General features: G+C 42.4%; 13 protein-coding genes. 8 read left to right on the top strand and 5 right to left on the bottom strand.

Features of this window, described 5'->3' with window-relative positions:
* Nucleotides 1–28 precede the first annotated feature (28 nt).
* Together BCY91_RS07690 and pgi are read left to right on the top strand one after the other, a co-directional pair.
* Complete coding sequence (locus BCY91_RS07690) at nucleotides 29–886, top strand: bifunctional helix-turn-helix domain-containing protein/methylated-DNA--[protein]-cysteine S-methyltransferase (protein WP_120181372.1); 858 nt, start codon at nucleotides 29–31, stop codon at nucleotides 884–886.
* 146 nt (nucleotides 887–1,032) lie between these two features.
* A complete protein-coding gene (gene pgi, locus BCY91_RS07695; protein ID WP_120181504.1) occupies nucleotides 1,033–2,673 on the top strand; it encodes a glucose-6-phosphate isomerase in 1,641 nt (546 codons plus the stop codon).
* A gap of 57 nt (nucleotides 2,674–2,730) precedes the next feature.
* Here the strand turns inward: pgi and BCY91_RS07700 are convergent, their stop codons facing one another.
* A complete protein-coding gene (locus BCY91_RS07700; RefSeq protein WP_120181373.1) occupies nucleotides 2,731–4,521 on the bottom strand; it encodes a chloride channel protein in 1,791 nt (596 codons plus the stop codon).
* 27 nt (nucleotides 4,522–4,548) lie between these two features.
* On the opposite strand from BCY91_RS07700, the gene surE reads away from it, so the two are divergent.
* The 4 genes from surE (at nucleotide 4,549) to BCY91_RS07720 (ending at nucleotide 7,434) form a co-directional block, all read left to right on the top strand.
* The gene (surE, locus tag BCY91_RS07705; RefSeq protein WP_120181374.1) at nucleotides 4,549–5,322 is read left to right on the top strand and encodes a 5'/3'-nucleotidase SurE; all 774 of its coding nucleotides are present in this window, start codon (nucleotides 4,549–4,551) and stop codon (nucleotides 5,320–5,322) included.
* Complete coding sequence (locus tag BCY91_RS07710) at nucleotides 5,315–5,575, top strand: stationary phase survival protein SurE (protein WP_120181375.1); 261 nt, start codon at nucleotides 5,315–5,317, stop codon at nucleotides 5,573–5,575. Before surE ends, BCY91_RS07710 begins: the two co-directional genes overlap by 8 nt.
* Nucleotides 5,576–5,743: 168 nt before the next feature.
* Nucleotides 5,744–6,850, top strand: coding sequence for a lipid-A-disaccharide synthase (gene lpxB, locus BCY91_RS07715; RefSeq protein ID WP_120181505.1), 1,107 nt, complete (start codon nucleotides 5,744–5,746; stop codon nucleotides 6,848–6,850).
* An 80-nt stretch (nucleotides 6,851–6,930) separates the two neighbouring features.
* Complete coding sequence (locus BCY91_RS07720) at nucleotides 6,931–7,434, top strand: mechanosensitive ion channel domain-containing protein (protein WP_120181376.1); 504 nt, start codon at nucleotides 6,931–6,933, stop codon at nucleotides 7,432–7,434.
* A 115-nt stretch (nucleotides 7,435–7,549) separates the two neighbouring features.
* Here the strand turns inward: BCY91_RS07720 and BCY91_RS07725 are convergent, their stop codons facing one another.
* Together BCY91_RS07725 and ispG are read right to left on the bottom strand one after the other, a co-directional pair.
* On the bottom strand, nucleotides 7,550–8,134 hold the full coding sequence (locus BCY91_RS07725) for a TMEM175 family protein (protein ID WP_120181377.1): 585 nt from the start codon (nucleotides 8,132–8,134) through the stop codon (nucleotides 7,550–7,552).
* Between the two features lie 10 nt (nucleotides 8,135–8,144).
* On the bottom strand, nucleotides 8,145–10,136 hold the full coding sequence (gene ispG, locus BCY91_RS07730; RefSeq protein ID WP_182995332.1) for a (E)-4-hydroxy-3-methylbut-2-enyl-diphosphate synthase: 1,992 nt from the start codon (nucleotides 10,134–10,136) through the stop codon (nucleotides 8,145–8,147).
* A 138-nt stretch (nucleotides 10,137–10,274) separates the two neighbouring features.
* Here ispG and BCY91_RS07735 point away from each other — a divergent pair, with 138 nt between their 5' ends.
* Nucleotides 10,275–10,685 carry a hypothetical protein gene (locus BCY91_RS07735; RefSeq protein WP_120181379.1) on the top strand — a complete coding sequence of 137 codons (411 nt, stop codon included), beginning with the start codon at nucleotides 10,275–10,277 and terminating at the stop codon, nucleotides 10,683–10,685.
* Between the two features lie 7 nt (nucleotides 10,686–10,692).
* Here the strand turns inward: BCY91_RS07735 and lnt are convergent, their stop codons facing one another.
* Both lnt and rsmI read right to left on the bottom strand, forming a co-directional pair.
* A complete protein-coding gene (lnt, locus tag BCY91_RS07740) occupies nucleotides 10,693–12,342 on the bottom strand; it encodes an apolipoprotein N-acyltransferase (protein ID WP_120181380.1) in 1,650 nt (549 codons plus the stop codon).
* A gap of 29 nt (nucleotides 12,343–12,371) precedes the next feature.
* Entirely contained in the window at nucleotides 12,372–13,085 is a 714-nt protein-coding gene (gene rsmI, locus BCY91_RS07745; protein WP_120181381.1) for a 16S rRNA (cytidine(1402)-2'-O)-methyltransferase, read from the bottom strand.
* A gap of 86 nt (nucleotides 13,086–13,171) precedes the next feature.
* On the opposite strand from rsmI, the gene serS reads away from it, so the two are divergent.
* Nucleotides 13,172–14,443, top strand: a complete 1,272-nt coding sequence (serS, locus tag BCY91_RS07750) for a serine--tRNA ligase (protein ID WP_120181382.1) — start codon at nucleotides 13,172–13,174, stop codon at nucleotides 14,441–14,443.
* Nucleotides 14,444–14,457: the final 14 nt, after the last annotated feature.

Consider the following 14,457-nt stretch of genomic DNA (forward strand, 5'->3'; position numbering starts at 1 on the left):
GATTTGCTATACATCAGGTTTAAAAAACGTGGAAGAGCAACAGGCAATCAATTACCAACGTATCGCGGAAGCAATAGCATACATCAAAAACAATTTTAAAAAGCAACCTAATCTGGACGAAATTGCAGACGCGGTGCATCTGAGTCCTTTCCATTTTCAGCGCTTGTTTAGCGAATGGGCCGGCACTACGCCCAAAAAGTTTCTCCAATACCTAAGCGTGCAGCACGCGAAAGCACTACTTAACCGGCAGGCTACACTTTTTGATACAGCTTATGACACCGGACTTTCTGGCACGGGGCGCTTGCACGATCTTTTTGTTAAAATTGAAGGAATGACACCGGCCGAATATAAAAATGGTGGTAAAAATCTTTTGATCAATTACAGTTTTGCGCACAGCCCTTTTGGTTGCCTGTTGATAGCTTCCACCGAAAAAGGGATTAGTTGTATGGCTTTCGCCGATGAGGAGCGTAGCGCAATAAGTCAGCTCACCCAAAAATTCCCCAATGCAACGTTTCGGCAAAAAACAGACGGTATGCAACAAAATGCTCTGTCGATTTTTAATGCGGATTGGGGTAAACTGAAAGAAATAAAACTCCACTTACGGGGAACGGATTTTCAGCTAAAAGTTTGGGAAACGCTTCTGAAAATACCGATGGGAAAGCTTTCCACCTACGGAAATATCGCAAAAGAAATTGGCCAGTTTAGTGCGTCCAGAGCTGTTGGCACAGCTATAGGCAACAATCCGGTTGCCTTTCTGATTCCATGTCACCGTGTGATCCAATCAACCGGCGGTATTGGTGGCTACATGTGGGGCGAAACCCGTAAGTCGGCCATTATCGGTTGGGAAAGTGCAAAAACTGAAACGTTAGAAGTGAAGAGTCCATAGTCGATGGTCGATAGTCCATAGTCCATGGTCCATAGTCGATAGTTTATAGTTGATAGTCCGTAGTCCATTGCTCAATCTAAAGTTTATCCGTTTCGGCAAGCTCGTGCTAGATTAATTTTTATCTTTACCGCAAAAATTAAATGACTATGCTTTCTAAAATCAATTTTACGCAGACTAAAGCGTACGAGTACCTTTCGAGCCATTTGGTTGATATTTCTGAAAAACACATGAAAGAGCTTTTCGCGGCAGATCCGGCACGTTTTGAAAAGTTTTCTGTACAGTTCAACGATATTTTTGTTGATTTTTCTAAAAACCGCATCAATGACAAAACTATGGCCTTATTGGTGCAATTGGCTAAAGAATGCGATTTAGAAAACGCTATAAATGCCATGTTTAACGGTGAGGCAATTAACGAAACCGAGAACCGGGCAGTATTACATACCGCTTTGCGCAACCGCAGCAATACGCCGGTGTATGTTGACGGTAAAAACGTAATGGAAGATGTGAACGAGGTTTTGGGCAAGATGAAGAAATTCTCTGAAGCTATTATCTCTGGCACTTGGAAAGGCTATACCGGCAAAGCCATTACCGATGTGGTAAACATTGGCATTGGTGGATCTGATTTGGGTCCGGTAATGGTTACCGAAGCTTTAAGATCCTACAAAAACCATTTAAACCTGCACTTTGTTTCTAACGTTGACGGTACGCACATTGCCGAAACGTTGAAGAAGGTAAATCCGGAAACTACTTTGTTTTTAATTGCGTCTAAAACATTTACCACGCAAGAAACCATGGCCAATGGGCACAGCGCACGTAACTGGTTTTTGGCAAGTGGCGCAACAGAGGCAGATGTGGCCAAGCATTTTGCGGCGCTATCTACCAATGCAGAGGGCGTATCTAAATTTGGTATCGACACCGAAAATATGTTTGGTTTTTGGGATTGGGTAGGTGGCCGCTACTCTCTATGGAGTGCTATCGGGATGCCAATTGCACTTTCTATAGGCTTCGATAAATTTGAGGAGCTTTTAGCCGGTGCGCATGAAATGGACAAGCATTTTAGAGAAACGGAGTTTGAAAAAAACATCCCGGTTATTTTAGCATTGATAGGCATTTGGTACAATAACTTTTTCGAGGCAGAAACGGAAGCCATTTTGCCTTATGACCAGTACATGCATCGTTTTGCAGCTTACTTCCAACAAGGCGATATGGAAAGCAATGGCAAACATGTGGACCGCAGCGGCAACGAAGTAAATTACCAAACCGGCCCTGTGATTTGGGGCGAGCCAGGCACAAACGGCCAGCACGCGTTTTACCAACTAATCCACCAAGGAACTAAATTGATCCCATGTGATTTTATTGCACCGGCACAAAGCCATAATCCGCTGGGCCAGCATCATCAAATGCTGCTATCAAACTTTTTTGCACAAACAGAAGCTTTGATGAACGGTAAAACCGAAGAAGAAGTTTTAGCAGAGCTAAGCGGTAAAAGCGAAGCAGAAAAATCTAAAATTGCTCCGTTTAAAGTTTTTGATGGCAACCGTCCAACCAACTCTATTTTGGTGAAAAAAATTACGCCAAAAGTGTTAGGATCCTTAATTGCGATGTATGAGCATAAGATTTTTGTACAAGGAGTAATCTGGAACATCTTTAGTTTTGACCAGTGGGGTGTTGAGCTAGGCAAACAATTGGCAGGTAAAATTTTACCTGAGTTAAAAGATGATGCGGATGTTACGTCGCACGACAGCTCTACCAATGGCTTAATTAATTTGTATAAAGCCTGGAGGTAATTCTCCAAGGGAGAATATTTCAAATCCCGTTGCGCGCCTTGGCGCAACGGGATTTTTTTATTTACTAAACAATAAATCGGGGTTGCTTAGGTACTGGTTGTAAATCATCAGCAGTTTATAGCGCGATACATAAGCGGTTACCTGTCCGTTCTTGCGCACTAACAAATGTTCATCGTTTATAATAGAAGGTTTAGTGGCCAGTTTCTTTCGCAGTGCATTAAATTCTACTACCTCAAAATCGGTGTCCATAATTTCTTTTGCTGTTTTAACATCATAAGCTTCAAAATCTTTGAGCAAAGAACGCATCGCTTTAAGCTCAACAATACCAACAATTTTATTATCTGCATTTATCACTGGCACCAGCGCATGTTCAAATACCGAAAAATGCTCTATAATTTCGCGCAAAGTATCGTCCTCGTTCACAAACTCTTTCACAGGGTCCACAATGTCATTTAAGTTGATTTGATTGATAATGAACTTCTCCATTTTAATGGTTCCATGCCCGGCGCTCACCAGCGGGTTCATTTTGTCGAAATAATTTTTTACGGTGTAGGCCACAGCCGTCACAATCATCAGCGGAACAATAATGGTGTAGCTTTCGGTAGTATCCGCAATTAAAAAAATAGCTGTTACAGGTGCGCGCATTACGCAGGCAAACGTTGCGGCCATGCCCAAAAACACAAAAGTGTTTGGTGCCAGGCCCGCCAAATCGCCGGATACTACATAAACCGTTTTAAATACCACGTAGCCCATTAAACCGCCAGCTACCAATGATGGCGCAAAATAGCCACCTTCGCCACCTGCGGCCAAACTTAGTCCCGTGGTGATGGGCCGTAAAAGCAGGAGTCCTAAAATTAATAGGAGTCCGTTAAACGGCTGAAAAACCGGATTAGCCAATAAAGAATGTTTCCACAAAGCAGGTTCTTGGCCGTGCAACAGTTTGTTGATAGAAACATAACCCTCGCCATAAAGGGATGGAAAAAAATAGATTAAAGCGCCTAAAATAGAACCGCCCGCCAATGCAATAAGCCAAGGGTTGCCCAAACGTGCCAGTTTGCGGTAGCAAAAACTATAAGCTTTGGTCATGTAGCTTGCGGTAAGCATCCCGGCAATGCCGATAATGATGACATAGGGCATACTTTGGTACGAAAATTCATTGATGTGCACATCAAAACGAAGGTTTTCGCCCATAATTAGCTCGAACAAGATTTTTCCGGCAGCAGAAGATATCAGCAAAGGAATTAAAAGAGCCGGGGTAAAGCCCGGCAACACCACCTCCAAGGCAAACAAGAAGCCGCCGATAGGCGCGTTATACATGGCCGAAATGCCCGAAGCAGTACCGCAACCAATTAATAAAGTGCGCAGCTTATAGCTTAAACCCAAGCGCCTGCCTAAGTTTGAGCCGATAGAAGCGCCGGAGGTAATTATTGCCGATTCCATCCCCGAGCTGCCGCCGAAACCAATGGTTACCGCAGCACTGATCACTTTGGTGTAAATCAGCTTTAGCTTAATTAAAGATTGATGGTTTTCTATGGCATCAATCACGTTGCGCATCCCTTTAAAATAGCTGGTTTTTTTAAACAGCGTTTGGTTAAGCACGTTTACCAACAATAAACCCACTAATGGCACTAAAAACAAAACATAGCCAGGAAAAAAGCTTACCGCGTAATTTTCTATGGCATAGGTAATTTGTTTAATCAGAATAGCGGCCAGGCCAACAGTAAGCCCCACTATCGCGCTTAGCAAAACAATGGTGAAATTCCTGTTTTTTTGCGTGTCTACAATGCGGCCAAGTTTTATCCTTAGCTTTTTTAACTTTGTATGGTAACGATGGCCGGATTTAGGCATGGTTTAAAATAATCAAAATAAATACCAATGAGTAAAAAGCCAAGGATATTGGTGGTGAACGACGACGGAATCACCGCACCCGGGATAAAATGTTTAATAGAGGTGATGAAAGAAATTGGTGAGGTAACGGTGGTTGCGCCCGATGGACCACAGTCTGGAATGGGCCACGCCATCACTATTGGTAAACCTTTGCGCTTAGATAAAATTAATTTGTATGAGGGTGTGGATATGTACAAATGCTCGGGCACGCCGGTAGATTGCGTGAAGCTTGCTGTAAACAAGATTTTTAAAGGTAATAAGCCAGATTTATGCGTTTCGGGTATTAATCACGGCCTAAACAATTCTATAAATGTCATTTACTCTGGCACCATGTCGGCCGCGGTAGAAGGTGCTATAGAAAACATCCCATCCATTGGGTTTTCTTTGGATGATTTTACTTGGGAAGCCGATTTCTCGCACTGCCGTAAATATGTGAAAGACATTTGCCTGCAAACCCTTAAAAATAGCTTGCCACAAGGCGTTTTGCTCAATGTAAACTTCCCAAATAACAGCAAGCCCTTAGCGGGGATTAAAATTTGCAGGCAAGCCAATGCTAAATGGGCCGAGGAGTTTGATGAGCGTGTAGATCCGCACAAGCGTAATTATTATTGGTTAACAGGGGTTTTCCAAAACCATGATAAAGGCGAGGATTCTGATGTTTGGGCACTTGAACATCATTATGTTTCTGTGGTGCCGGTGCAGTTTGATATGACGGCGCATCACGCAATTTCTAATTTAAATGGCTGGAATTTCAATGTTTAAAAAAGATAGTGTTTGGCTGGGCTTAGGCGCAGGCCTGCTTTTTCCGGGGCTGGCCTTTGTGGTGGTAGAAATCATCAAAAAAAATGTGGTAGTACTGCAAAAAGATGATTTGCTGTATATAGGTTGCGTAGCCATAAATATGCTTTTGCTTAAATACGCCTATAAACGGGATATGGAATTAACGGGTAAAGGAATCATCTCGGCCACTTTTGTATGCGCCTTTATTTTCTTTTATTACAAGTTTAATCAGTAAAGAAGGAAAAATTGGGGCGAAGCTTTTTTAATAATGGCGTTCCCCAAAAAAGGGGTCGGGCTTTGCGCTGTATCTTTTTTTGCTAAAACACTAAGTCTAAAAAAGCAAAAAAAGGATGCCGCTACAATCCCTAACGCATATACCGAGTCGCTTTTAAAAAACACGATTATGAAATACTACCTTATAGCCGGTGAAGCTTCAGGCGATTTACACGGATCAAACCTAATGAAAACTTTGAAACAACAGGACGGTGAAGCCCAGTTTAGGTTTTACGGAGGCGATTTAATGCAGGCACAAGGTGGCACTTTGGTAAAGCATTACGCGGAGATGGCTTTTATGGGTTTTGTAGAAGTGGTGATGAATTTGCGTACGGTGTTGCGTAATATTAAAAACTGCAAAGCTGATATTTTAAGTTATCAGCCCGATGTTCTGATTTTAATTGATTTTCCGGGATTTAACCTTAAAATTGCTGAATTTGCCAAAAAACAAGGCATTAAAGTCTTTTATTACATCTCTCCAAAAATTTGGGCTTGGAACCAAAAACGCGTACTTAAAATTAAAAGAGACGTAAACCGTATGTTCTGCATTTTACCTTTCGAGGTGGAGTTTTATCATAAATGGGGCATGCAGGTAGATTATGTGGGCAACCCCCTATTAGATGCCAAAGCGGCCTTTAATCCGCAGCCCGATTTTTTACAGCAAAACACTATTTCTGCCTCTAAACCTATCATTGCTTTGCTGCCGGGCAGCCGTAAACAGGAGCTACAATATATCTTGCCTGATATGCTGGCGGCGGCAGATAAATTTCCGGATTACCAGTTTGTTATTGCTGGCGCGCCAACGTTTACACCCGATTTTTACACGCAATTTTTAAAAGATAAACAAATCCCCGTTGTTTTTGACGCTACTTATGATTTGTTAAACGTAGCCAAAGCGGCATTAGTGGCTTCTGGCACTGCCACTTTAGAAACAGCTTTATTTAAAGTGCCACAGGTGGTGCTGTACAAAGGAAACGCACTCAGCATCGGCATTGCTAAAATGCTGGTGAAAATTAGATTTATCTCTTTGGTAAACCTGATTATGGATAAAGCAACGGTGGCCGAGCTTATACAGCAAGATTGCAACCCCACGCGTATTGAAACTGAGCTCCAAGCTATTCTCTACCATCCAAAACGGGAGGAAGTGCTACATGATTATGAAATACTTGCAGAAAAAATGGGTTCGCCGGGCGCTTCAGAAAAAACGGCTAAGCTTATGTACCAGTATTTGAAATAGCTGGTGCAATAATGCAAAAGCGCTTATTAATGCTTATTTTCAGCCATCTTCCTTTTGTAAATTACAGTTAATCTAAAGCAATGGAAACGCATAAAGTACAAATCATCCAAACCGTTCTTATTTTATTGGTCTATATTATCGTTTATTACATTAATAAAAACGTTGTAAATACTTCTTTAAAACAAACGCACATCCAGCGTGGGCGAAGAAAAATGATTGTGAAAACCATTCAGTTGCTTTCGTCTACCACTGTGTTGGTGTTGCTGGCTTCGGTTTGGGGCGTAAAGCAAGGTGATATTGCGGTTTTTGCAGGTACAATACTTGCGGCCATAGGTATCGCGCTTTTCGCACAATGGTCATTGCTTTCCAATATCACCTCTAGCGTTCTGTTGTTCTTCAATCATCCTATGCGGATAGGAGATAGAATAAAAGTGCTGGATAAAGATTTTCCGCACGAGGGCATGATAGCCGACTTAACCTATTTCTTTGTACACATCAGAACAGATGACGGCGAAATTGTCACCATCCCAAATTCTTTGATTTTCCAAAAATCCATTGTGGTTGTACAGAACGAGGAAGTTTGACTGTTGTTGGAACAAGGCGCTGATTAATTTAGTATTGCGCGGTTAGATAAAGCCTGCTTTTTTAAAAAGTTTATTTGAGTTAGGATATTTTTATATCCCAAATCTTAACAAGCTTTTAATCCTCATTGTTATAAAATTTTGCTTCAATCCTTTTATCGGGCACCAGCCAAATTAGCGCTACACCAATATAAATGGCTATCGCTAACCATTCGATAAAAAAAGACGAAACTATCGCCGATAGGTAAAGAAAAGGGGAAGCCTTGCCTTTCCAATCTTTCCCAATTGCGCGCGCCAACACAGCCGTTTTGCCATGTTCGCGGATAATAAGCGTTTGTAAAAGCCAATAAGCAAACGCGGCCATTAACAATACAAAACCATATAAAGCTAAGGGCAATGCGGTAAGATGGTTTTGCCCTAGCCAAGCGGTAGTAAACGGAATTAGGGAAAGCCAAAACAACAAATGCAGGTTTGCCCACAGGATTTTCCCGTCTACATTTTTAACGGTTTGCATCATGTGGTGATGGTTGTTCCAGTAAATGCCTACATAAATAAAACTTAGCACATAACTTAAACCAACCGGCGCCAATTTAGTGAGGGCATTTAAATCGGTATCATGCGGTGCTTTAATTTCTAACACCATAATGGTAATAATGATTGCCAAAACGCCATCACTAAAAGCTTCCATGCGGGCTTTGTTCATGTTTTAAAATTTATATTTCTCGTTCTACCCAGTTCCCGTCTTGTTTAATAATTTCAATCAACTCGTTCAGCGCATTTTCTGAGCTTACGTTCTTTTTCACCACCTCTTTGCTGCGGTACAAAGTAATTTTGCCCGGCCCGGTGCCAACATAGCCGTAATCAGCATCGGCCATTTCTCCGGGACCGTTTACAATACAGCCCATAATCCCAATTTTAATCCCTTTAAGATGGTCGGTTTTGCTGCGGATCATCTGCGTGGTTTCTTGCAAATCAAATAAGGTACGGCCACAACTAGGGCAACTGATGTATTCTGTTTTCGATATCCGCGAACGTGTGGCCTGCAAAATCCCGAATGAAGTGGATACTCTAAATTTAGTGGACACTTGTGGTGCATCTAACCAAATACCGTCGCCTAAGCCATCTAAAAGTAAAGCTCCTAAATCTGTAGCGCCATAAAGTTGGGTTTTTAGCTCTTTATTTTCTAAGCTTTCTGTTTCATCAAAACGGTACGATCTTTTGATGATTACGGGCGTATCAATGCCTGCGTTTAGGAGTTTGAAAAAGAATGCCCGCTGATCTGCCATGCCATGGGTTTTGGTAGTTTCTAAAACAAACACCAATGTTTTATCAAACGGTAAGCTAGCAAATAAATCGCCTTCTAAATCATCGTGGTAAACACGCACTAAATTTAAGGCTTTGTCTTTTTCTGTAGCTTGTATGTACTGTTCTAAAGTATAAAGTGGGTGGCAGTTGGTTTTGTTTTGGAGCTTTAACCAAGTGTTGTAATTATAAAGCTGTTTTAAATTGCCCGGAAAAGTAAAAGAAGGAAGTTCATCTGCCAAATAAGCAAAATCTATGGATTGGTCGCCCATGTTATATTTATCCAAAATTGGCGAATAATTATAACCTGCCGGCGCTAAGATTTGTGGATCTTTTAAATTTTCTTTAGATAAATCTAAAATAACGCGCGGTACCTGATGCCCGCCAATGAAGGTGTTAAGTTCTGCGGATGCGCGTTTGTTATATTCAAAAGGCGAAAAATTAGGAGGTAACTCAAAATCCGGATTTTCAACTTCGCTTTCCGGTACAGATGGCCTTTCCTCGTAACGTTTTGCCAGCGCTTGCGCTACCGGAATTTCAAATTCCGGCTCTTCGGTTAAAGAAACGCGAATGGTATCACCCAGTCCGTCTTCTAATAAAGTTCCAATACCCACGGCAGATTTGATGCGGCCATCTTCACCATCCCCAGCTTCGGTAACGCCTAAGTGCAGCGGATAATTCATCCCTTCGGCAACCATGGTTTGCACCAATAAACGGTAGGCTTGCACCATCACCTGCGTATTGCTAGATTTCATGGAAATTACCAAGTCATGATACTCCATATCGCGGCAAATGCGGATAAATTCCATTGCCGATTCTACCATGCCTTTTGGCGTATCGCCATACCAGCTCATAATCCTGTCGGAAAGCGAGCCGTGGTTGGTGCCAATGCGCATGGCGGTTCCGTGTGCTTTGCAAATTTCAACCAGTGGCGCAAACTTTTTGCGGATCCGCTCTAGCTCTTTTTGGTAAGCTTCCGGCGTGTAGTCTATCTCTTCAAATTTCTTTTTATCGGCATAATTGCCGGGGTTAACGCGCACTTTTTCCACAATTTTTGCAGCGAGTTCGGCAGCGTTCGGCGTAAAGTGGATATCGGCAACCAAAGGCGTATGATAGCCTTTTTCGGCTAATCCTTTTTTAATTTCGGCCAAATTTTGCGCTTCTTTCATAGATGGCGCGGTAATACGTACATATTCGCATCCGGCATCAATCATCCTGATACTTTGCGCCACCGAAGCCTCGGTATCCATGGTGAAAGCGGTAGTCATAGATTGCACCCTTATAGGTTGAGCACCGCCCATTTTAACGCCGCCAATGTTTACTTCTCGGCTATTAAAACGGCTATATTGAGTTAACGAGTTACAGTAAATTCCTTTTAAAACTTGCTTTGCGTCCACATCCATCACTAAAAAATATTTTGGTAAAAATACGGGTTTTTGGATGATGTGACGATTCAGATTGCTAAATCTTAGACATGAAATTCTACCTCATGACTTTAATGCCGCAGCGCTTTCTTAATTTTGCACCAAACTAATTGGTTTATGAAAAAACTCAACCGCAAAAGCATCATCATTCTGGTTTCCTTAATCATTATTGGTGCAATGCTTTACAATAGCCTTTCGCAGCCGGGGATTGATAGTTTAAAAACGGACTTTAAGCAAATTAGCTTCACAAGAAACGAGCAGAACGACGGGCCCGTTTTGCGCGCTTATGTGGTAACAGTTGATACGCTGATTTTAAGCGAACTGGAAACTTATGGCAATTTTATGCCGCATACCAAATACGGCAATACAAAAGTGTACTTTTTTAATAAAAACGCGGCGTATCCTAGTTCCGTAAAGCTTGCGAAGCCGGTTTTTGATGAACGATACCTGAAAAATTGTTTAGCCGTTTATGAAAAAGACGGCATGGGCAATGTTAGCCTAAATCAATCATCATCTGCTATGCGATAGTATTGAGCTATACTTTCTTTCTAAATATAACGCCGAGAAAAATCGCGTAAGCAAAACTGAAAACGCCAATCAGCAGAAAAGGATAAACAATCCAATCCTGATGTTTGGTGTAAAAAGTAAGCTCCGAGTTTAGATTAATATCTTGCTTAATTACCGCTTCTTTCCACCATTCGGTTTGTTGTACCACATCACCGCGCTGGTTAATAAAAGCAGAAATGCCGGTGTTTGCCGAGCGCGCCACCCACCGGCGGTTTTCTATCGCGCGTAAGCGGGCATAATCCAAATGTTGGTCTTTGCCAGAGGTATTGCCCCACCAACCGTCGTTAGTAATTACGGCGATAAACTGCGCGCCTTTACCTACCGCTTCCGCCACCCAATCGCCCCAGATAGATTCGTAACAGATTGCGGAAAACACACCAATACCGCTAGATGCGTAAAGGTTTGTGGGTTGCGCCTGGCCGCCATAACCGCCTGTGGTGCCGCCAAATTTTTCGAAAAGCGGGTTGAGCACGCTTAAAAGTTTTGGGAAGGGCATTTTTTCTACGCCGGGCACCAGCTTTGATTTGTGGTAAAATTGCAATTCGGGCGAGTTTTCTATCGCAACAGCCGTATTAAAGCTGTCCCAGTAAAAGTTATTCTCTTTACTAAAACGTGCGGAGCTTGTTTTTTTATCCGGATATACGGCGTACGTCTCGGCACCGGTAATTACAGTAGCGTTTTTAAAGCTATCTAAAAAATGGCTTACGGCTTTGAAATTCGGGCTTAAAAAAAAGTCTTTTTCCTCTGTATATCCAATTAATGCGGTCTCGGGCCAAATGAAAAACTCGGTATTTACCTGCCCTTTTTGCTGGCTTAATTTAATCAGCTTGCTCAGCTGTTCTTGGGCAGTGTAGGTATAATTTTTTCCGTAAGGATCTATATTTGGTTGCACCACCACGATGTTTGATGGGTTTACTTCCTCCTCATAATCGTTGTAAATGTACAGCGACGCGGTAATGGGCAACACCACCCAAAGCCCCAGCGCAATCAGCAAAAACTGTACGTTTCTTTTTTGATAGCTTGGTTTCGGCGTTTCTTTTTGTTGCGATGCTTTTGTGCGCCAAATCATCCACAACCTAAAAATCAAAATATTGCTCACCAAAATCCATAGTGTGCCGCCGTAAACGCCGGTGTACTCGTACCATTGTATCAGTTGTGCCGAGGTAGAAAAACCGTTTCCCAGAGTCATCCAAGGGAATTTTAAATCCCAAGTTTGGTGCAGATATTCATAACTCATCCATAAACCTATCAAAGATATATCCGCCAAAAAAGCGGGAAACTTAAGCGATATTTTTCGGTAGGCCCAAAAACTGAGCGCCATTAAAAAAGCGCCCAAGCCAAATGGGATTAGCGAGAGTAAACAAGCGGCGATGGTGGGCATTACTGCGTTTAGCGAATTAAAAACCCAGTAAATAGAGGCGGTGTTCCAAACTAAAAAGCTTAAACCCGCAATTAAAAATAGGGTTTCTTTTGTTCGTTCGCTCTCGGCCAATTCTTGCAAAGCCATCATTAAAGGCACCAATGCAAAAAGCAGGATAAAGGATGTGTAAGGGATTGGTGGCCAAGCCAGCCACAATAAAAAACTGGAAAGTAGTGCCAGCCAGATAATTCTTTTCATTTATTTACGTCGTTGCTCTTTTAAAAAAGCTATTTCTTATAATATTTTTCGTCTTTTTTTGGTGCAGGCTTTTCACTTCCCGCAACCACCATCACAAACTCGCCTTTTAATACGTTAGTTTCAAAATGCTGTTTAACTTCTGCCAAGGTACCACGCACGGTTTCTTCAAATACTTTTGTTAGCTCGCGCGAGATAGAAGCCTGTCGTTCTTCCCCAAAAACTTCAATAAACTCTTCCAAAGTTTTTAGCAGTCGGTGTGGCGATTCGTAAAATACCAACGTTCTTTGCTCGTATTCCAGCTCTTTAAGCCGGGTTTGTCGCCCTTTTTTTACAGGCAAAAAGCCTTCAAACACAAAACGGTCGTTGGGCAAACCCGAGTTAACTAAGGCGGGTACAAAAGCCGTTGCGCCGGGCAGGCATTCAACTGCTAAACCGTTTTTTAATACTTCGCGCACCAGTAAAAAACCCGGGTCGGAAATTGCCGGTGTGCCCGCATCAGAAATTAAAGCAATGTTTTGGCCTTCCTTTAAAAAACGGATAATCTCTGCAACGGCCTTATGCTCATTATGTTGGTGGTGCGCAAAAACTTTTTGTTCAATACCAAAATGCTTTAACATAGGTGCAGATGTGCGTGTGTCTTCTGCCAAAATTAAATTCACTTCTTTAAGTACGCGTAAAGCTCTAAGGGTAATATCTTCAAGGTTGCCAATAGGCGTTGGCACCAGGTAAAGTTTGCCGTGCATAAACCGTTTTTTGTTTCTCTGTACAAATCTAAAATTGCCAAGCCCTATAAGCTAAGCAATACTATATTTGTAAAAAAAATTTAGAGATGCTGCAAGTTAGTTATATCCGCGAAAATAAAGAGGAAGTTTTAGCCCGTTTAGCTGTAAGAAATTTTGCCGAGCCTCAGCTGGTAGAAGAAGTGATACATTTAGATGATCAGCGGAAGCGCACCCAGGCCCAAGCTGATGAGCTTTTGGCCAAAGGAAATGCAGCGGCCAAGCAAATTGGCGAGCTGATGCGTAACGGAAAAAAAGAAGAAGCAGAAGCTATTAAAGCAGAAACATCGAGCAATAAAGAAGAGGTAAAAGCTTTGCAGGACGAACTTGCACAGATAGAGCACGATTTACAGCAAAGGCTGGTGCAACTGCCAAACTTACCACACAAAAGTGTGCCGGCCGGCAAAACGCCCGAAGATAATGAGGTGGTGTTGGTAAACGGCGATTTGCCAAGCCTGCCAAAAAGCGCATTGCCACATTGGGAGCTGGCCGCAAAGTATAATTTAATTGATTTTGAGCTGGGCGTAAAAATTACGGGGGCGGGTTTTCCGGTTTATAAAGGCAAAGGCGCGAAGTTGCAAAGGGCTTTGATCAACTTCTTTTTAGCCGAGGCAGATAAAGCCGGCTACGAAGAAATGATGGTGCCGCATTTAGTGAACGAAGCGTCGGGTTTTGGTACCGGCCAGTTGCCAGATAAAGAGGGGCAAATGTACCATGTTGGTTTGGATAATTTGTTTTTAATCCCAACGGCCGAGGTTCCGGTAACTAATTTATACCGCGATGTTATTTTAAAAGAAGAAGAACTGCCGATTAAAAACTGTGGTTATACACCTTGTTTCCGTCGCGAAGCAGGTTCCTACGGTGCACACGTTAGAGGTTTAAACCGTTTGCACCAGTTTGATAAGGTAGAAATTGTGCAGGTGGTGCATCCGGACCATTCTTACGATGTTTTGGAGCAGATGAGTGCGCACGTACAAGGCTTGCTACAGAAATTGGGTCTGCAATACCGCGTGCTACGGTTATGCGGTGGCGATATGGGCTTCACGTCTGCCTTAACTTATGATATGGAAGTGTTTAGCGCGGCCCAAGAGCGCTGGTTAGAGGTTTCTTCTGTTTCAAATTTCGAGACCTTCCAAAGCAACCGCTTAAAACTTCGTTTTAAAGGAAAAGAAGGCAAAACACAATTGCCACATACTTTAAACGGTAGTGCTTTAGCTTTGCCGCGTATATTAGCATCTATATTAGAAAATTTCCAGACAGAAAGCGGCATTAAAGTGCCGGCCTGTTTGGTGCCTTATACCGGCTTTGATTTCATTAACTAAAAAAAGAATAAAGA

The organism is Pelobium manganitolerans (assembly GCF_003609575.1).
In the GTDB taxonomy this organism is placed as follows: domain Bacteria; phylum Bacteroidota; class Bacteroidia; order Sphingobacteriales; family Sphingobacteriaceae; genus Pseudopedobacter; species Pseudopedobacter manganitolerans.